The 16,915-nt window shown below is 69.6% G+C and carries 22 protein-coding genes; 7 read left to right on the forward strand and 15 right to left on the reverse strand.

Translation table 11 applies throughout. The features are described 5' to 3' along the window. The gene (locus tag SK854_RS42265; RefSeq protein ID WP_319980771.1) at nucleotides 1-138 is read left to right on the forward strand and encodes a hypothetical protein; all 138 of its coding nucleotides are present in this window, start codon (nucleotides 1-3) and stop codon (nucleotides 136-138) included. A 308-nt stretch (nucleotides 139-446) separates the two neighbouring features. Here SK854_RS42265 and SK854_RS42270 read toward each other — a convergent pair whose 3' ends face one another. After that, nucleotides 447-1,535, reverse strand: coding sequence for an NAD(P)H-dependent amine dehydrogenase family protein (locus SK854_RS42270; protein WP_319980772.1), 1,089 nt, complete (start codon nucleotides 1,533-1,535; stop codon nucleotides 447-449). 10 nt (nucleotides 1,536-1,545) lie between these two features. Further along, nucleotides 1,546-2,334, reverse strand: a complete 789-nt coding sequence (locus SK854_RS42275; protein WP_319980773.1) for an SDR family oxidoreductase — start codon at nucleotides 2,332-2,334, stop codon at nucleotides 1,546-1,548. A gap of 59 nt (nucleotides 2,335-2,393) precedes the next feature. Here SK854_RS42275 and SK854_RS42280 point away from each other — a divergent pair, with 59 nt between their 5' ends. After that, a complete protein-coding gene (locus tag SK854_RS42280) occupies nucleotides 2,394-3,029 on the forward strand; it encodes a TetR/AcrR family transcriptional regulator (protein WP_319980774.1) in 636 nt (211 codons plus the stop codon). Nucleotides 3,030-3,033: 4 nt separating this feature from the next. Here SK854_RS42280 and SK854_RS42285 read toward each other — a convergent pair whose 3' ends face one another. Together SK854_RS42285 and SK854_RS42290 are read right to left on the reverse strand one after the other, a co-directional pair. Then, on the reverse strand, nucleotides 3,034-4,146 hold the full coding sequence (locus SK854_RS42285; protein ID WP_319980775.1) for an NAD(P)-dependent alcohol dehydrogenase: 1,113 nt from the start codon (nucleotides 4,144-4,146) through the stop codon (nucleotides 3,034-3,036). 43 nt (nucleotides 4,147-4,189) lie between these two features. Next, nucleotides 4,190-5,668, reverse strand: coding sequence for an aldehyde dehydrogenase family protein (locus tag SK854_RS42290; RefSeq protein ID WP_319980776.1), 1,479 nt, complete (start codon nucleotides 5,666-5,668; stop codon nucleotides 4,190-4,192). A gap of 65 nt (nucleotides 5,669-5,733) precedes the next feature. Between SK854_RS42290 and SK854_RS42295 the strand changes: the two genes are divergently transcribed. Further along, complete coding sequence (locus tag SK854_RS42295) at nucleotides 5,734-6,153, forward strand: MarR family winged helix-turn-helix transcriptional regulator (RefSeq protein ID WP_319980777.1); 420 nt, start codon at nucleotides 5,734-5,736, stop codon at nucleotides 6,151-6,153. Nucleotides 6,154-6,273: 120 nt separating this feature from the next. Here SK854_RS42295 and SK854_RS42300 read toward each other — a convergent pair whose 3' ends face one another. From SK854_RS42300 to SK854_RS42320, 5 genes are all read right to left on the reverse strand, one after another. Further along, on the reverse strand, nucleotides 6,274-7,203 hold the full coding sequence (locus SK854_RS42300; protein WP_319980778.1) for a PDR/VanB family oxidoreductase: 930 nt from the start codon (nucleotides 7,201-7,203) through the stop codon (nucleotides 6,274-6,276). Beyond that, on the reverse strand, nucleotides 7,200-7,358 hold the full coding sequence (locus tag SK854_RS42305) for a hypothetical protein (RefSeq protein WP_319980779.1): 159 nt from the start codon (nucleotides 7,356-7,358) through the stop codon (nucleotides 7,200-7,202). The genes SK854_RS42300 and SK854_RS42305 overlap by 4 nt, the downstream gene beginning before the upstream one ends. Next, nucleotides 7,355-8,389 (reverse strand): aromatic ring-hydroxylating dioxygenase subunit alpha, encoded by a 1,035-nt coding sequence (locus tag SK854_RS42310; protein WP_319980780.1) that lies wholly within the window; start codon nucleotides 8,387-8,389, stop codon nucleotides 7,355-7,357. Before SK854_RS42310 ends, SK854_RS42305 begins: the two co-directional genes overlap by 4 nt. An 89-nt stretch (nucleotides 8,390-8,478) precedes the next feature. Continuing rightward, nucleotides 8,479-9,246 carry an IclR family transcriptional regulator gene (locus tag SK854_RS42315; protein ID WP_319980781.1) on the reverse strand — a complete coding sequence of 256 codons (768 nt, stop codon included), beginning with the start codon at nucleotides 9,244-9,246 and terminating at the stop codon, nucleotides 8,479-8,481. A 157-nt stretch (nucleotides 9,247-9,403) separates the two neighbouring features. Next, nucleotides 9,404-10,024, reverse strand: coding sequence for a TetR family transcriptional regulator (locus SK854_RS42320; RefSeq protein ID WP_319980782.1), 621 nt, complete (start codon nucleotides 10,022-10,024; stop codon nucleotides 9,404-9,406). Nucleotides 10,025-10,105: 81 nt separating this feature from the next. Between SK854_RS42320 and SK854_RS42325 the strand changes: the two genes are divergently transcribed. Next, nucleotides 10,106-10,576 carry a nitroreductase family deazaflavin-dependent oxidoreductase gene (locus tag SK854_RS42325; protein ID WP_319980783.1) on the forward strand — a complete coding sequence of 157 codons (471 nt, stop codon included), beginning with the start codon at nucleotides 10,106-10,108 and terminating at the stop codon, nucleotides 10,574-10,576. On the opposite strand, the gene SK854_RS42330 is transcribed toward SK854_RS42325, so the two are convergent. Then, nucleotides 10,513-11,424 (reverse strand): enoyl-CoA hydratase/isomerase family protein, encoded by a 912-nt coding sequence (locus SK854_RS42330; RefSeq protein WP_319980784.1) that lies wholly within the window; start codon nucleotides 11,422-11,424, stop codon nucleotides 10,513-10,515. The two genes, SK854_RS42325 and SK854_RS42330, sit on opposite strands and share 64 nt — an antisense overlap. A 107-nt stretch (nucleotides 11,425-11,531) precedes the next feature. Between SK854_RS42330 and SK854_RS42335 the strand changes: the two genes are divergently transcribed. Continuing rightward, a complete protein-coding gene (locus SK854_RS42335) occupies nucleotides 11,532-11,915 on the forward strand; it encodes a winged helix-turn-helix transcriptional regulator (RefSeq protein ID WP_319980785.1) in 384 nt (127 codons plus the stop codon). A gap of 17 nt (nucleotides 11,916-11,932) precedes the next feature. Here the strand turns inward: SK854_RS42335 and SK854_RS42340 are convergent, their stop codons facing one another. Further along, entirely contained in the window at nucleotides 11,933-12,349 is a 417-nt protein-coding gene (locus tag SK854_RS42340; RefSeq protein ID WP_319980786.1) for a DUF6892 domain-containing protein, read from the reverse strand. 103 nt (nucleotides 12,350-12,452) lie between these two features. Between SK854_RS42340 and SK854_RS42345 the strand changes: the two genes are divergently transcribed. Beyond that, nucleotides 12,453-12,938 carry a DUF5980 family protein gene (locus tag SK854_RS42345; RefSeq protein ID WP_319980787.1) on the forward strand — a complete coding sequence of 162 codons (486 nt, stop codon included), beginning with the start codon at nucleotides 12,453-12,455 and terminating at the stop codon, nucleotides 12,936-12,938. Nucleotides 12,939-12,980: 42 nt separating this feature from the next. Here SK854_RS42345 and SK854_RS42350 read toward each other — a convergent pair whose 3' ends face one another. The 4 genes from SK854_RS42350 to SK854_RS42365 all read right to left on the reverse strand — a co-directional run bounded on the left by SK854_RS42350 (nucleotide 12,981) and on the right by SK854_RS42365 (nucleotide 16,045). Beyond that, on the reverse strand, nucleotides 12,981-14,114 hold the full coding sequence (locus tag SK854_RS42350; protein ID WP_319980788.1) for a Gfo/Idh/MocA family protein: 1,134 nt from the start codon (nucleotides 14,112-14,114) through the stop codon (nucleotides 12,981-12,983). Further along, the gene (locus SK854_RS42355) at nucleotides 14,084-14,794 is read right to left on the reverse strand and encodes a ThuA domain-containing protein (RefSeq protein WP_319980789.1); all 711 of its coding nucleotides are present in this window, start codon (nucleotides 14,792-14,794) and stop codon (nucleotides 14,084-14,086) included. Before SK854_RS42355 ends, SK854_RS42350 begins: the two co-directional genes overlap by 31 nt. 134 nt (nucleotides 14,795-14,928) lie before the next feature. Further along, the gene (locus SK854_RS42360; RefSeq protein WP_319980790.1) at nucleotides 14,929-15,051 is read right to left on the reverse strand and encodes a hypothetical protein; all 123 of its coding nucleotides are present in this window, start codon (nucleotides 15,049-15,051) and stop codon (nucleotides 14,929-14,931) included. Nucleotides 15,052-15,055: 4 nt separating this feature from the next. Continuing rightward, nucleotides 15,056-16,045, reverse strand: coding sequence for an aldo/keto reductase (locus tag SK854_RS42365; protein ID WP_319980791.1), 990 nt, complete (start codon nucleotides 16,043-16,045; stop codon nucleotides 15,056-15,058). A 76-nt stretch (nucleotides 16,046-16,121) separates the two neighbouring features. On the opposite strand from SK854_RS42365, the gene SK854_RS42370 reads away from it, so the two are divergent. Further along, nucleotides 16,122-16,910, forward strand: coding sequence for an SDR family NAD(P)-dependent oxidoreductase (locus SK854_RS42370; RefSeq protein WP_319980792.1), 789 nt, complete (start codon nucleotides 16,122-16,124; stop codon nucleotides 16,908-16,910). Nucleotides 16,911-16,915: the final 5 nt, after the last annotated feature.

Genomic DNA, 16,915 nt, shown 5'->3' on the forward strand with positions numbered 1-16,915 from the left:
GTGGCCATCGCGGACTTCTCCCTGTCGACGTCCGTGGCGGGAGGAATCCACCAGGTCAACATCCAGCTGACCGATTCGGTGCACAAGAACAAGGCCTCCGTCGCCTGCCGCAAGACGGCCTCCGCCTGCCAGCCGTGACAGGTGACGCGCCCGTGGTGCCAGTGCGCCACGGGCGCGTCAGGCCGTCCGGCGAACCAGCGCGACACCGTAGGCGAACAGCCACACGTCCCGCATCGGCCAGCCAGGCCGGCGGTCCAGCGTGGTCGACGACGAACGGCGTGAGCGTCGCGAAGTCGAACAGGGTCAGCCGGTGAGTTCGTCGGCGCCGAGAGCGAAGTTCCGGTGGCCGGCCCCGTTGCCGTCGTGGCCCTGCATTCCGCATCCGGTGAAGGCCGCAGGTAGATGGTGGCGGCCAGGTCGGCGGGCTCGTCGTCCCGCTCGGCGCATCAGCGATTCCGCGACGCCGAGCGTCCGGGAACCGACACCAGTCCGCGTCCGGTGGTCAGGGGCAGGTCGAGTGCGGTGAGCAGGCCGGGTGGTGCGTCGACGACCGCGGGGACGGCGTTGACCAGACGCATGGCGGTGGACGCCACGCCGGCGGTGTTGTGGTCGCCGTCGCCGCCGGTCAGTCGCAGGTCCAGCACGTAGTTGGGTTCGCCGGTGATCTCCACGCGGTAGCAGCCGGTCCCGACCGGCTGCGGCCAGTCCGGCGCGAGGTCCGGGCGCAGTCTGGTGACGTGTTCGAGCACGAGCACCGGTTGGTCCGCGATCATGCCGCTGACGGTGAACCGCAGTGCCGCCATGGTGCCTTCGGCGATCGTGCGGCCCGCGGCCGTGAAGGGGGTCGGCGCCGGGTACCGCTCGTGGTGCTCGACGACCGAGTCCAGCGGGACGTCCAGGGCGGCGGCCAGTTGGCGGACCACGCTGCCCCAGGCGAGCGTGAGCACGCCGGCCTGCAGCAGCAGCGGCGTGTGGTCGGGCGGTGTGCCGAAGCCCATGATGTCGAACAGCACCAGCGGGTTGTCGTAGGTGGAGTAGTCCGTGATCTCCGAGCAGCGGATGAGGTCGATGCGCTGACAGGTGCCGGACAACAGCAGGGGTAGCCAGTCGTTGGCCCAGCCGGGGTCGATTCCGTTGACCCACAGCGAACTTCCGCCCTCGGCCGCGGCCTGGCGAACGGGCTCGATCAGCTCGGGTGGCACGGTGCCCTCCGGGTAGGACAGGAACACCGGACCACTGGCCACCACGTTGATGCCCGCCCGCAGCAGCAGGCACAGGTCGTCGATCGCCTCGTTCAGCCGGTTGTCGGCCATGGCCGTGTAGACGACGCAGTCCGGCTTCGCCGCGACCAGCTGGGCGGCGTCCGTGGTCGCCCGGATCCCGATCGGGTCCACCCCGGCCAGTTCCCCGGCGTCGCGGCCGTCCTTGGCCGGGTTGGACACCCACACGCCCGCCAGTTCCAGAGCGGGGTGGTCGATGATTCCGCGCAACGCCCACCTGCCGACGTTGCCGGTGCTCCACTGCACCACGCGCATCCGAGCCTCCTCAGAGATCAGGCAGGTTGAAGTCGAGGTTGGGCGCGCCGATCCCGCCGTCGACGCGCAGCACTGATCCCGTGGTGTAGCCGGAGGCACGTGACGCCAGGAACAGCACCGCGGCCGCGACCTCGTCGGGGTGTCCCAGCCGGCGCAGCGGCGTCGCCTGTTCCATCGAGGTCCTGATCTTCTCGTCGCGGGCGACCACGTCCAGCGCCGAGGTGTGGACCGAGCCCACGTCGATCGCGTTCACCCTGATCCGCGGCGCGAGGTCCGTGGCGGCCAGGCGCGTGTAGTGGGTCAGGGCCGCCTTCGCGGTGCCGTAGGCGAGGAACCCCCGACCGGCGAGCCGGCCCATGACGGAGGCGATGTTGACCACCGACCCGCCACCTCCGCCGAGCATGAGCGGGACCGCCGCACCGGTCAGCGCGTGCGCGGTGGTGACGTTGAAGTGGAAGGCGTCTTCCAGGAAGTCCGGCGTCGTCGTCAGGAAGGTGTTCGGCATGGTGCCGCCCACGTTGTTCACCACAACGTCCAGCCGCCCGAACCGCTCGGCGGCCGTGTGCGCCAGCGCGACCACGGCGTCCACATCGGACAGATCCGCCGGCACGACGACGGCACGCCTCCCCAGTGCCGAGATCTTGCCCGCGACCTCTGCCAACTGCTCCGCGGTGCGCGCGCTGATCACCACGTCCGCGCCGGCCTCTGCCAGCGCTATCGCCGATGCCGCACCGATGCCGCGGCCCGCGCCGGTCACCACGGCCACCGCGCCGGGCAACCTGAACATGTCCGTCACCACCCGGCCAACTCTTAAGCTCTCGTGCTTAAAAGTCAAGATGTGCGTGTTAACGTAGTGGTGTGGCCAGCGCGGACGCCAGGGAACGGATCATCGTCGCCGCCGAGCGGTTGATCGCCGAGCACGGCCCGGAGGTGCCGTTGCGCGACATCGCGACGGCCGCGGGCCAGCGCAACAACTCGGCCGTCCAGTACCACTTCGGCTCCAGGGACGGACTGATCGACGCCGTCGCCGAGCATCGCATCGCCGACCTCGAGCAGCATCGCCTCGAACTGCTCGCCGAGAGCGAGGCGGCGGGCGTCGCACAGGACGTCCGCGTTCTGGTCTCAGCACTGGTGATGCCGATGCTGACCGTCCCCTACGAACACGGCGCCACCCACTACGCGCGGTTTCTCGAACAGGTCCGCACTCACTCCGCGCTGGCCGCGGACACCAACCTCGACCGAGCCGGGCGGGCCGCGGTCCGGCTGATCATCATTCGCCTCGACCGCGCGCTGCGGGACCTTTCGCCCGCGCTCAGACGCCGTCGGCTGCGCGTCCTCCCCACCGTGTTGTTCGCCCTGCTCGCCGACCGCGAGCGGGCCGTGTGCGCGGGCGACCTGCCGCCGGACGACCCGCACTCGGCCGGTGAACTGGTCGACCTGATCGTCGGCATGCTCACCGCCCCGGTGTCCACCGCCCCATCACCGTCGCGGTGAGGCCTCACCCGGCCGGCCGCAGCACGGGTTTGATCGTCACTCCGGCCAGCACGTCGTCGACGGCCTGCTGGATGTTCTCGAACGCGTAGTGGGTGACCAGCCGGTCGATCGGCAACCTGCCGGCGGCGACGAGGTCGACGAGCGCGGGGATCAGCGACTGCGTCTCGGCGTCGCCCATGGTGAGCCCGACGACACGACGTCCTGGCAGCATGAAGTTCACGTCGACGGGCACCTCGGTGCCGAACGGGGGCGCGCCGACGATCACCGCGGTGCCGCGGCTCGCGAGTGCGGAGATCGCCGTGCGCAGCACACCGGCGTTGCCGGTCGTCTCCACGACGCCGTCGACACCGCGGCCGGAGGTGAGCTTCGAGATCGCCTCACCGAGGTCCTGGTGTGTGGTGTCGACGGTGTCGGTGGCGCCGAGTTCGGCGGCCAGCGCCAGCCGGTGCGGCACGCGATCGGCCGCGATGATCCGGGTCGCCGGGGTGAGCAAGGCCGCCATGATCGCCGACAGCCCGACCGCGCCGGCTCCGGTGACGAGCAGGGTGGCGCCGGGACGGGGCGCCAGCACGTTCCAGACCGCGCCCACGCCGGTCATGATTCCGCAGCCGAGCGGGGCGAGCAGGTCGAGCGGCGCGTCGGCGGGGACCTTGACCAGACTGCGCTCGTCGACGACGGCCTGGTGGGCGAAGCTCGACTGGCCGAAGAAGTGGCCGCCGAGCGGGACGCCGTCGCGGGAGATCGGCGACGTCCCGTCGGCTCGTTCGCCGCCGATCAGGTTCGACGGCAGCCAGGTGTCGCAGTAGGCGGGGTGACCGTCGCGGCAGTGCGGGCAGCGGCCGCACGAGCTGTAGCTCAACAGCACCTGGTCGCCCGCGGCGACCTTGGTGACCGAGGAGCCGACGTCCTCGACGATCCCGGCGCCCTCGTGGCCGAGCACGCCCGGCAGGGGGAACGGCAGGTGGCCGGCGGCGACGCCGAGGTCGGTGTGGCAAACGCCCGCGGCGACGACGCGGACGCGGACCTCGTCCGGTCGCAGGTCGTCCAGCGTCACCTCGGAGAGCGCGAACCCGGAACCGGCGGACTCGACGACGGCAGCGGTTGTCGTGGTGGGCATGGAAGTTCTCCCGTGGGATCAGCGAGCGGAACAGGGCTGGGAATCAGGCCAGGGAGATGACGACCGACTTGGTTCGCGTGTAGGACGCGAGTGCCTCCGGGCCGTACTCGCGGCCGTGCCCGGAGTCCTTGACGCCGCCGAACGGGATCGCCGGGTCGAGCATCGCCCAGTCGTTGACCCAGACGATGCCCGCCTGCAGCCGGGCAGCCACCCGGTGCGCGCGGGCGAGGTTCTCGGTCTGCAGCCCGGCGGCGAGGCCGTAGGACGTGCCGTTGGCCAGGGCGACCGCCTCGTCCTCGCTGCCGAACCGCTGCACGGTCAGCACCGGGCCGAAGATCTCCTCCTGCACGACGGGAGAGTCGTCGGGCAGGTCCGCGATCACCGTCGGCTCGAAGAAGAAGCCGTCCCGGTCCACGCGCCGCCCGCCGGTGACGATCCGGCCGCCCTCCGCCCTCGCCAGTGCGACATGGCGTTCCACTTTGGACAGATGTCGTTCGCCTGCCATCGGGCCGATCACGGTCGCCGGGTCGAACGGGTCGCCGAGCGGGACGTGTGGCACGGCGTCGGCGAGCGCGCCCACAACGGTGTCGTACAACGACGACGCGACGAGGAGACGGGGGCCGCCCATGCAGAACTGGCCCGTGTTGAAGACGAACCCCTTGATCACCGCGCCGATCGCCTTCTCGAGGTCGGCGTCCTCGAAGACGATGTGCGCCGCGTTGCCGCCCAGCTCCATCGTCATCGGCTTGAGCCGCGCGCCCGCCACGCTCGCCGCGTGCCTGCCGACCGCGGTGGACCCGGTGAACGCCACCTTGTCCACTCCGGGGTGGCTCACCAGGTGGTCGCCGATCTCCGAGCCGAACCCGGTGACCACGTTGACCACCCCCGCGGGCACACCGGCCTCGGTGAGGATCTCGGCCATCAGCAACGCGCTGAGCGGCGTGTCCTCCGCGGGCTTGTGCACCACCGTGTTGCCGGCCGCGAGCGCGGGCGCGATCTTCGAGCTCGACAGGATCAGCGGGAAGTTGAACGGCGTGATCGCCGCGACCACCCCGATCGGTTCGCGGCGGGTGTAGGCGTGCGCGGGGATGGGGATCTGCCGCGTCGCCCCGTCGATGCTTTGCGCCAGCGCCGCGTAGTACTCGTACTGCTCGGCGGTCGTCTCCACGTCGACCGGTCGGCACAACGAGACCGGCTTGCCGACGTCGAGGCTCTCCGTCGCGACGAGCTCGTCCGCCCTGGCCCGCACGACGTCGGCGACGCGACGCAGGATCCGGGCGCGATGTCTGCCGGGTGTCGCCGCCCAGCCGTCGAACGCGGCGCGCGCCGCGGCGACCGCGTCGTCCACGTCGGACTTCCCCGCCCTGGCGACGGACGTCACGACAGAGCCGGTGGACGGGTCGACCACGTCGAACCGGACGCCGTTCTCAGCCGCGCGCCACTGACCTCCGATGAACAACTTGCCGGGTGCGACGTCGGGGCGGCGCACCGTTGCGGTCGGCCGGTCGTCGACTGCGGTCATGATGGATCTGCCTTCCTGTGCCAGGCTTTGAGTGATCGACGAGAGTGATGGGGAAGGTGAGGCACGTGCGGCCGTCGCTGATGTACGAGGTCAAGCAGGTGGAGCTCGCGGTGCGCGCACTCATGGACGAGGTGCTGCGCCCCGCCGGCGTGACGACCCTGCAGTACACCGCGCTGACGGTGCTGGCCGGCCGCGACGGCCTCACGTCGGCGGAACTGGCGCGCAACTCGTTCGTGACCGCGCAGACGATGACCGACATGGTCGCCGCGCTGGAGCGGCGCGAGCTGATCGCCCGGGAGCAGGACCCCGCGCACGGCAGGAGGTTGCTGATCAGCCTCACCGACAAGGGCAGGGCGTTCCTGGACGAGCACGCCGCCGAGGTCGCGGCGATCGAGGAACGGATGGTGAGCAGGCTCAGCAAGAACGAGCGAACCGCGCTGCACGACCTGCTCAACCGGTGCCGTGCCGCTCTCGCCGGTTCCTAGTGACCGCGCATGGTTCAGCTCCTCGTCGAGCGGCGGTATCAGGGTCTCGAATATCAGGAATCCTGATATAAAGAGCATGCGCCCGCCTTGTTGAACTGTCAAGAAGCTCTTGGGTCTACCTCAGAGGTCCAGCACCAGGCGGGGCGAACGGGACCGGGACACGCAGATCATCATCGCGTCGCCCACCGCCCGTTCCTGGTCGGTGAGCACGGAGTCGCGGTGATCGGGCGTCCCGGCGAGCACGGTCGTCTCGCAGGTGCCGCAGGTGCCTTCCTGACAGGACGACAGCACGGCCACGCCCGCTCGTTCGACGACCTCGAGGACGGACTGTCCGGCCGGCACCCGCAGCACCGCACCGGTCTGCGCCAGCTCGATCTCGAATTCGTGCCGAGGCCCTTGTGTCGCACCGGCTTTCGGTGCGAACCGTTCGACGTGCAGTGCGCCTTCCCGCCAGTCCGCACACTGCTGCTCGACGGCGGTCAGCAGGCCTTCCGGACCGCAGCAGTAGACGGCGGCGTCCTCGTCCGGCTCGCCGAGCACCGCCCGCAGGTCCAGCGGGCCGTGCTCGTCCTCCGGACGGATCTCGACCTGGCCGAGGTGTTCGAGCTCGTCGCGGAACGCCATGGAGGACCGCGTTCTCCCACCGTAGAGCAACCGCCAGTCGCGACCTGTCGCCTCGATCTGGGCGATCATCGGCAGGATCGGGGTGATGCCGATGCCACCGGCGATGAACAGGTAGCGCTTCGCCTCGACGAGCTCGAAGTGGTTGCGCGGCCCTCGCACTTCGATCTGCTGTCCCACGGCGAGAACGTCGTGCACGTGCCGTGAGCCGCCACGCCCGTCTGGTTCACGAAGGACAGCGACCTGCATGATCGAGGCGTCGTCCGGGTCGCCGCACAGCGAGTACTGGCGCACCAGGTCGTCGGCGAGCACGAGGTCGACGTGGGCGCCCGGTGTCCAGCCCGGCAGCGGTTCGCCGTCCGGATGCCGCAGCGTCAGGAGCACCACGCCGTCGGCGATCGCTTCCCTGTTGTCCAGCAGGAGCTTCATGACGTGTGTCCGTTGGGATGATCGAGCAGCCACGTCCACAGCTCGACGGGATCTTCGAACTCGCGCTCGGCGGAGCAGTGGCACACCGCGCGGAGCCGGTCCGTGCCCAGCACCCAGTGGACGCGGAACACGCGGTCGCCGGTGAGCGCGTTCATGCCTTCTCGCACAGGCGCTTGAGCATCCGCCGTGCGGCGAGCCCACCGGTGTCGATGTTGATCGACAGCTCCTGGTAGCCGTCCGGCTCCTTCGCGATGACCTGCTCCAGCACGTTCAACGCCACGACGTCCTGCATGACGACGGTGCGGTTGTTCTCGGCGAGGAACGCGGAGACCTCCTCGTCCCCGAGTGCGAAGTCCCGTGCCACGCACCAGAAGTCGTGCGTCGAGGACTCGGTCTCCGGCGTGATCGCGTACACGACCTCGACGTGGAACGCGTCCGGGTCGGTGCCGTCCGGGTTGGGCACGGAGCCGACCGGCGCGATGCGACTGTGCAGTTTGTACAGGCACGGCGGTGTGTACTCGATGTCCTGCCAGCGCGCGATCCTGCCCTGCAGGCCGGTGGACTTGGAGTAGAAGGGCGGGCATTCCGCGTCGTCCATGTGCCGCGACACGTAGACGATGCCCGCGTCCTCGTCGACCTCGGTCGTGATCGGGGTCGAGGCGACCTCCGGTGTGCCGATGTAACCGCCGTGCAGGTAGGTCTCGTGCGAGAGGTCCAACAGGTTGTCGACGAGCAGCTCGTACCGGGCGTTCAACGGTTCCATGCCGGCGACGGTCGTGTAGTCCGGCGAGACGAGCCACGGCGCGCGCGGGATCCGCGACGCGTCGGCGTTCGCCGGGTCGCCGATGAAGACCCACACGAACGAGTCCTGCTCGACGACGGGATACGGCAGAAGCCGTGCGGTGCGCGGAATGCGCGTCTGGCCGGGCACGGCGACGCATTTGCCGCTCGCGTCGTAGGTGAAGCCGTGGTACCCGCAGACCACCTGGTCGTCGACGAGCCGGGAAGGCTTTTGCGACAACGGGAAACGGCGGTGCACGCAGCGGTCCGGCATGGCCGTCACCGCGCCGTCGCGAGTACGCCAGAACAGGATCGGCTCGCCGCAGATGGTGCGGTTGAACAGGTCGTGCTCGATCTCGGAACCGTAAGCCGCGACGTACCACTGGTCGCGCGGGAAGCCGGTCATCGACGCTCCTCATCCGTGGTGGGAAACCACAGAGTGGCGGAGGCCACAGCCCGTGCCGTAGAGCACTTTCCGGAAAATGGAAGTCGATCCTAATTCGACAGTGCGCGGGAGATCGCCTGGGCGCTGGTGCGCACGAGCGGCGCCAGTGCGTGCGAAGTGGTGCTGCCGTGCCGCACGACCAGCGACACCGCGGCGACGACCTCGCCCTGCCGGTCGCGGATCGGCGCGCCGACCGACAGGGCGTCCATCGTGACCTGGCGGTCGCTGATCGAGAAGCCGTTCGACCGGACGTCGGCGAGCATCCGGCGCACCTGCGCCGGATCGGTGACGGTCTTGGCGGTGTACCGGGCGATCGGTTCGCTGAGCACCTCCTCCTGCACCTCGACGGGGGCGTGCGCGAGCAGGACCAGGCCGACACCGGTGACGGTGAGCGCGAACCGGTCGCCGACGCGGGTGAGCACCGGTACTGAGCCGGAACTCGCGATCCGTTCGACGAAGACGACCTCCGTGCCCTCCCTGACGGCGAGCTGCACGTTCTCCCTGGTGACCCGGGAGAGGTCCTCGAGGAACGGCAACGCGGCCTCGCGCAGCCCCGGGCCACGTGGCGCGAGCGAGCCGAGCTCCCACAGCCGCAGCCCGATCCGGTACAGCCCGTCCGTGCCTCGTTCGACGGCGCCCCAGGCGCAGAGCTCCTGCATCAGCCGGTGCGTGGTCGACAACGGCAGGTCCGCTCGCCGGGCGAGATCGCTCAACGTCAGCTCGCGGCGGTCGGCGTCGAACGCGTCGAGGAGCCGCAACGCACGGCTGATCACCGGCCCGGTGGGGCCCGCGGGCCTGCCTCTTCTCGACACGCTCATCCCGCCATCTTGCCCGGAACCGTCCGGTGGCCACTATGTCCGTTGCGGACGCACGTCACGACAACCGGTCCGTGCGTCCGGGCAGGACGCGTTCAGGTCCACTTCGGACAAGCCGCCGCACGGTCACCGATGTCCCCGAGCACGCGATGTCAGGCGGTCAGCTCACGCCGGGCACGGCCGGCTGCGCGGGGTAGTCGAGACCGGCGGACAGCAGGTCGAACGCCTGCCCGGTCAGTTCGGATTCCGGTGTCTGGTGGCCGGCGGCCCGCCATGCGACGACGGCTGTCGGCACGGCGCACAGCACCACCGAGGCCACCAGGCACGGCCGGGGGTCCACGTCCGGGTCCACCCCCATCCGGGCGCTGATCTGACGCACCACTTCGTCGAACCGGGCGGCGCTCCGCTCGACACGCGCGGCTGTCAGCGCCGGGCTCACCGAGATCAGGTTCTGCAGGCTGTTGTAGCGCGTCTCGGCCTCGTGGACCCGCACGACGTCGACAGCGGCCGTCCGCATCGCGGTCAACACCGGTGTGTCACCGGGCTGCGCGGCGAACGCCTGGAGCACCGCCGTGATCTGGTCATCCGCGAGCGACAGGGCGACGTCCTCCTTCGAGGTGAAGTACCGGAAGAACGTCCGCGACGAGACCTCCACCGCCTCCGCGATCTGGTCGATGGTCGTGGCCTCGAAACCGTTGGCGCAGAACAACACGTGGGCCGCGTTGATCAACGCCTCCCGGGTCCGCTCCTTCTTCCGCTCCCGCAGACCGCGCTTCTCCATGCCGGCCAGCTTACGACAATCACGTCACGTGCCGACTTTTGTCAGTTGACGACACTTGTCAGTGAGTGACAGTATTTCGGCATGCCGAAACCTCCCGCGCCGACGTCGCCCTTCTGGAAGTTGCAACGACAGTTGGCGCGCTTCAACACGTTCCTGTTCCGCAAGACCGGCGGCAAGGTGGGCGGGTCGTTCTTCGGCGGTGCACCCGTGCTCCTGCTCAACCACGTCGGCCGCAAGTCGGGCCAGTCCCGGACCAGCCCGCTGATCTACGTCGACGACTCGCCGCGGCTGGTCGTCATCGCGTCGAAGGGCGGCGTGGACGCGCATCCGGCCTGGTTCCACAACTTGATGGCGATGGCGACCACCGAGGTGGAGCTGCCCGGTGGCGAACGCCGGCAAGTCCGTCCGCGTGTCGCCGAGGGCGCGGAGCGGGCCCGCCTGTGGGAGCGGGCAGTGGCGATCTACAAGCCCTATGCGGCCTACGCGACCTACACAGAGCGCGAGATCCCTGTGGTCGTGCTCGAATCCGCAGACGCCACACCTGCCGAGTAGGCCTGCGGACGCTGGAGCGTGGCGGCGACGTCGCGCATGAGCGACTCGAGATCGCGCTCACCCTCCGGTGTCTGCACGCCGTGCTCCAACGCGCGCGTCATCAACCGCGCCGGCAGGCTTCCGCTCACCAATTCGGCCCACGCGCTGTGTTCCGCCTTCAGACCGTCAGCCAGATCCGTCGGCGGAACCAGCCGCTTCGCGGCGGCGATGAGTTCCGGCGAGAGCGCGGCGATCTTCCGCGCCACCTGGTCGACGATCGTGCCGAGTTCGGCCGCGGGCACGGCGCGGTTGATCCAGCCGTAGGCGGCCGCGGTGTCCGCGTCCACCAGGTCCGCGGTGAGCAGCAGTTCGAGAGCGCGGTTGCGCCCGACCCGTTCGCGCAGGTACTGCGTTCCCCCACCACCGGGAACGATGCCCATCAGCACCTCGGTCTGGCCGAGGCCCGCGGTCTCCCTCGCGGCGAAGGTCAGGTCGGCCGCCGCGACGAACTCGGCGCCTCCCGCACGGGCCTTGCCGGCGAGCTTGACGATCGTGACCTGGGGTTGGTGCCGCAGCAACTCGCCCACCCCCTGGAACAGGTTGGCGTCCGGGTTGCGGTCGGCGATCTCCTGCAACTCGTCCATCTGCTCGAGGATGTGGATGTCGACGTGAGCGAGGAAGAAGTCCGGGTTGGCGCTGGAGAAGACGATGACGCGGACAGAACGGTCGTCGCGCAACGTGCCGAGCAGCTCGTGCAGTTCGCGGATCAAGGTTCCGCCGAGGACGTTGACGGGAGGGTTGTCCAGCGTGATCCACGCGATTCCAGCGTCGATGTCGACGCCGAGTGTCGTGTACGCGTCCAGGTTCACGAGCGCCCCAAGGTTGTCGATGAGCCAGTAGGTTTGCGATGCATACCTACCCTGGTCGACGCGCCGAGAACGATCAATAACGCACTTTCCGAGCACTAAGGATCCCCATGGACACCACCCCGGCCCCCGCCGAGGCTCCGCGGTTCAGCGCCGACTGCCCGAGCCGCCCGATCCTCGACCAGGTAGCCGACAAGTGGTCGATGATGGTGATGGAGGTCCTGGAACAACCGACGCGGTTCAACGAGATCAAGCGGCAGCTCGACGGCGTGACGCAGCGGGTGCTGACCCAGACGCTGCGCCGGCTGGAACGCAACGGCCTGATTCGGCGCCGGGTGCTCGATACCTCCCCGATCGGCGTCGAGTACTCCCTCACACCCCTGGGCGAGTCCTTCCGCGGACCGTTCATCTGCCTGCTGAACTGGACGATCGAGCACAGCGGAGAGGTCGTCGCCGCGCAACACGAGTACGACGAGCGGTCGTCAGCCCGCTGACCCCGGAAAACCCTGGTTCAGAGCCAGTCCGCTTCGATTCCGCGGGCACGCAGCGTCTGCAGCGCCTCCTCGTTGCCCGTGTAGAACAGCGTCATCGACTTCAGGTGGGGAAAGTGCCGCAGGTCGGCGAACTCGTCCACGTCGAACAGTCCGTCCTCGCCGTCCCAGTTCGGCGCGATCTCGAGGTAGATCTCGTTGCCGCCGTCCATCTCGATCTCGGTGATCTTCTCCGCGAGCTCCTCGGGAACCTCGAGCGCCTCGAAGTAGGCCAGTGCCTCGGGCACCGCCGCGACACTCCCGTCGTCGTAGGTGAAGCCCTGCTCGGCGGCATGCGCGCGCAGGTCGAACCTCGGCAGGAGATCCTGGTTGTACATCAGCTCTTGAACGACGGCGAGCTTGAAGTTGGCGTCGGCGAACGGAATCGGCTGGCTCATGCCCGCACCGTATATGCGGTGACACCGCCACTCTCAGAGGGCTCTGAGATCCGGTCGCTAGCGTGAATCGAAGTGTGTTCGCGTCAGTTTCAGGAGGGGTTCGATGAATGTGATTTCTCGGATCGCCAGATCGGTGCTCGTCCTGGCCTCGGTGCTCCTGCTGTCCCTGGTCGGCACGTCCGTCCGCGCGTCGGCGCAGGTGCCGTCGCAGACCCGGACGTGGCATCTGGAGCAGTTCGACAGGACCAGCCGGATGTGCGTCCAGCAGGGTCCCGACGGGAGGACCCACGCCTCCTACTTCATCTTCGTGGTGAGCGGGAAGTGGTCCACCGACCTCAAGTTCGGGATGCGCGACCTGCCTCCCGGCTGGACCGCGACCGAGCACTACCTCCCACCGGGCTCCAACTTCCACCGCCCCGACGGCTCGATCACCGTCAACGGGTTCGTCGGCGTGCAAGGACCCGCGTCGGTGCCGATGGCGACCTACCACGCCCACATCTGGGTGTCGGACGGAACCGTGACCGAAACCCTTCCCACCGACATCATCGTCACCACCGAGTCCTGGGTGGACTGCATGAACCGGCCGTGAATCCCCGGCACCGGACGAGCAGGTCCACCTCAAGATCGATGGTCACTCGGGCGGCCTGCCGGATCCTTCAGGTGAACGGCCGAGGGACTCGTCCACGGGAGTGAGGGGCACCGGCGATGGCCGCTCCGCCGTGGTCGTCAGCTCGATCCGCCGTCCCTCGTCCGCCGATCGGAGCAGGGCGGTCATCGTCTCGAGCACGTGCAGCGCGAGCTCACCGCCGGCACGTGGGGCCCGCTGCGCGCCGGCCGTGACGAGGTCGAGCAGGCCGGTCCCCCGCCCTGCGCCCGTGTAACCCGCGCTGAGGGGAAGGGTTCGCCATCCGGTGCCGCCGAGCGGGAAGAGACGGGTCTCGCCGTCGAAGTGGTTCGGGTCCGGGACCGCGAGCGTGCCGATCTCGCCGTGCACCTCGATCGGCGCGGCGGTGGTGGCCACCCCGTCGAAACTGGTCGTGATGGTGGAGAGCGCGCCGTTGACGTGTTCGAGCACGCCGGAGACGTGGCTGTCGACCTCGACCGGGATTCGATGGCCCGTCCGCGCGCCGGAACCGATGACGCGCTCGGTGCGCAGGCGGCTGGCGGCGCCGAGCACCGTGCGCACCGGGCCGAGCAGGTGGATCAGCGCGGTGATGTAGTACGGCCCCATGTCCAGCAACGGACCGCCACCCGCGGTGTAGTAGAAGTCGGGGTCGGGGTGCCAGCGTTCGTGCCCCGGCGTGATCATCACGGCCGATGCGGAGAGCGGGCGTCCGATGAGCCCGCTGTCGATCGCCGCCCGCGCGGTCTGCGCACCCGTGCCGAGAACGGTGTCCGGCGCGCACCCGACCAGGACACCGGCCGCGGCGGCCCGGTCGATGATCTCCCGGCCCTCCGGGAACGTGACGGCGAGCGGTTTCTCGACGAAGACGTTCTTGCCGGCGTCGATCGCGCGGAGCGAGATCTCGGCATGGGCCGCGGGGACGGTGAGGTTGAGCACCGTGTCGACGTCCGCGCTGCCGAGCAGGTGCTCGACGCTGATTGCCTCGGTGCCCGGGAGCTCGGCCGCGACCGCGGCCGAGCGGGTCGGGTCGAGGTCGGCGACCGCGGTGAGCCGCACCGCGGGATGGTTGGCGAGCGTGTCCAGGTATGCGCGGGAGATGAACCCGAGACCTACGATGCCGACGCGGTGCGGGTCGCCCAAGACATCCCCCTCGTGATGACGGCGCGGACGCTCGGATGCTCCAGCACGTCCAGGCTGTGCCCCGGCGTCGTCACCACGATCCTCCCGGCGCCCCACCGGCGGGTCCAGATCGCCGGGCAGGTGACCGGCCGGTGCCACGGATGCCACGGCCGGGCCAGGTGGGTGGTGGTGGCCAGCACGTCGACCAGATCGTCGTGCAGCACCCAGTACTGCTCGGTGACCAGTTCGAAGTCCTCGATGCCCGCGGTGATCGGATGTTCCCGGCCGAGCGCGGTGATGTTCACCGTGTGCGGCAGGTAGTTGTCCTCCTGCCCGCCCTGGCGCTCGCACGGCTCCTTGCCGGGGTGCGTGACGAACTGGCCGCCCACCAGGTGCAGGTAGTCCGACGACGCGCGGAACGAGTCCGCGATGCCGCCGTGCCAGCCGGTGAAACCGGTGCCGGCCTCGACCGCCGCGCGCAGCCCGGCCAGTTGCCCGGTGGTGATCTGCGACATCGTCACGCACTGCACGATCAGGTCGGTGCGCGCCATCTCGGCAGCGTCGGCGTAGACCTCGGTCGACTCCTCGACCCGCACGGCATAGCCGCCGTGCTCCAGGTACGGGATGAACAACTCGGTGGCCTTCACCGGCTGGTGGCCTTCCCACCCGCCGCGGACCACCAGTGCCTTCGGCCGTGCCACGCTCACCCCCAGGGAACCGCTCGCCGCACATCCGGTCTCGGAACAGCTCGATCGGCACTCCGAACTGCACATTGCCGTGCCCGTCACCGTTGGTCAAGAACGGGCTCGCGGCGACATGGGATGCAGGCTCCCGCTCACCGGACCTCGACGGTCACCCCGTGCCGGACGTGCGGCGCCGCCAGGTCCGCACCCGCGTAGGCGGCCACGTACGCCTTCCACCACGGGCGCCGCACCGCCGACGGCTGGGAACTCGTCAACGAGTCAGCGGCCGACGAAGGACATGTGGTGCTCGTTGTACCGGTCGCCGTGGACCCCGGTTCGTGCGGCGAGGTCGTCGAGGTCGGCCAGTTCGTCCGCCGAGAGCGGTACCCGGGTGGCGGCCGCGTTCTCCTCGACCCGTTCGAGGCGGCGGGTGCCGGGAATGGGCACGATCCACGGGTGCTGGGCGAGAAGCCAGGCGAGGGCGATCTGTCCCGGTGTTGCGTCCTTGGCGCGCGCCAGGCTGGTCACGTGCTCCACCAGGACCTGGTTGGCGGTGCGGTTCTCGGCGGTGAAACGCGGAATGGTCGCACGAACGTCATCAGGGGCGAACTGGGTGTCGGCGGTGACGGCGCCGGTGAGGAAGCCCTTGCCGAGTGGGCTGAACGGCACGAACCCGATGCCGAGCTCACCACACGTGGGCAGCACCTCCGGCTCGGGCTCCCTGGTCCACAGCGAGTACTCGCTCTGCACGGCGGTCACGGGGTGGACGGCGTGCGCGCGGCGGATGGTGTCGGCCGCGGCCTCCGAAAGCCCGAAGTGACGCACTTTGCCGGCCTGGACGAGTTCGCCGACGGCACCGGCGACGTCCTCGATCGGCACGTCCGGGTCTACGCGGTGCTGGTAGAACAGATCGATCGTGTCGGCCCGCAGCCGGCGCAGCGACGCCTCGGCGACCCGCCTGATCTGCTCGGGGCGGCTGTCGAGGCCCGCGGACCGGCCGTCGTCGATGCGCCATCCGAACTTGGTGGCGATCACGACCTGGTCGCGCAGCGGGGCGAGGGCATCCCCGACCAGCTCTTCGTTGACGTAGGGCCCGTAGACCTCCGCGGTGTCGAAGAACGTGACACCTCGCTCGACCGCGCCGCGCAGCACGGCGATCATCGCGTCGCGGTCGCCGGGGTTGGGCCCGTAGCTCTGGGACATGCCCATGGCGCCAAGTCCGATGGCCGAGACTCGCAGACCCTGGCCGAGGGTTCGGATGTGCGTCATGCTCCTCCTCCGAATCACAGGCGCTTTAAATCACTCAAGCGCTCACAGACTATCAAACGCTTGATAGTCTGCCGTCATGTCACCACGACCTCTTGCCTTGATCACAGGAGCCAGCAGCGGCATCGGAGCCGCGCTGTCCCGGACGTTGGCCACCCGTGGCTACGACCTGGTGCTGCTCGCCCGCCGACGCGATCGCCTCGAACAGATGGCCGCGGAGGTCGAACGTCTCGGCGCGACCGCGGAGGTGCTCGCGGTCGACCTCGCCACCCCGGACGGCCTGGCCGCCGCGTCGGACAGGGCCGCGGCTGGTGACATCAGGCTGCTCGTCGCCAACGCCGGTACGGCCGGCTACGCACGACTGTCGGACGTGACGGCCGACGACCTCGACGGGTTGTGGCGGCTCAACGCGACCGCTCCGATCAGCCTCGCGCACGCCGCACTGCCGGCGATGCTGTCCGCGGGGACCGGCAGCATCGCCGCGGTCGCCTCGATGCTCGCCTTCAGTTCCGGCGTCAACGCGCCCGCGATGCCCGCTCGCACCCTTTACGTGGCAGCGAAGTCCGCCACTGTCGCGTTCACCCGCACCCTCGCCGCCGAACTGACCGGCACCGGCGTCAGCGCCACCGTGGTCTGTCCCCCACGGGTGGCCACCGAGTGGAACAACGGCGCTCACCAGGACCAGTCGGACACCATGTCCGCTGACGACGTCGCACTGGCCACCGCGATCGCCATCGAACGCGGAGAGACCGTGTGCATCCCAGGACTGGCCGACCCCGAGGCACTCGACCGGTTCCAGGCGAGCGAACGCGCGCTGCTCGTGAACGGGAACCGCCCGGCCCTGGCGTCCCAGTACCGAACCACCTGACGCAC

This window comes from Lentzea sokolovensis (assembly GCF_033949975.1).
Taxonomy (GTDB): Bacteria; Actinomycetota; Actinomycetes; order Mycobacteriales; family Pseudonocardiaceae; genus Lentzea; species Lentzea sokolovensis.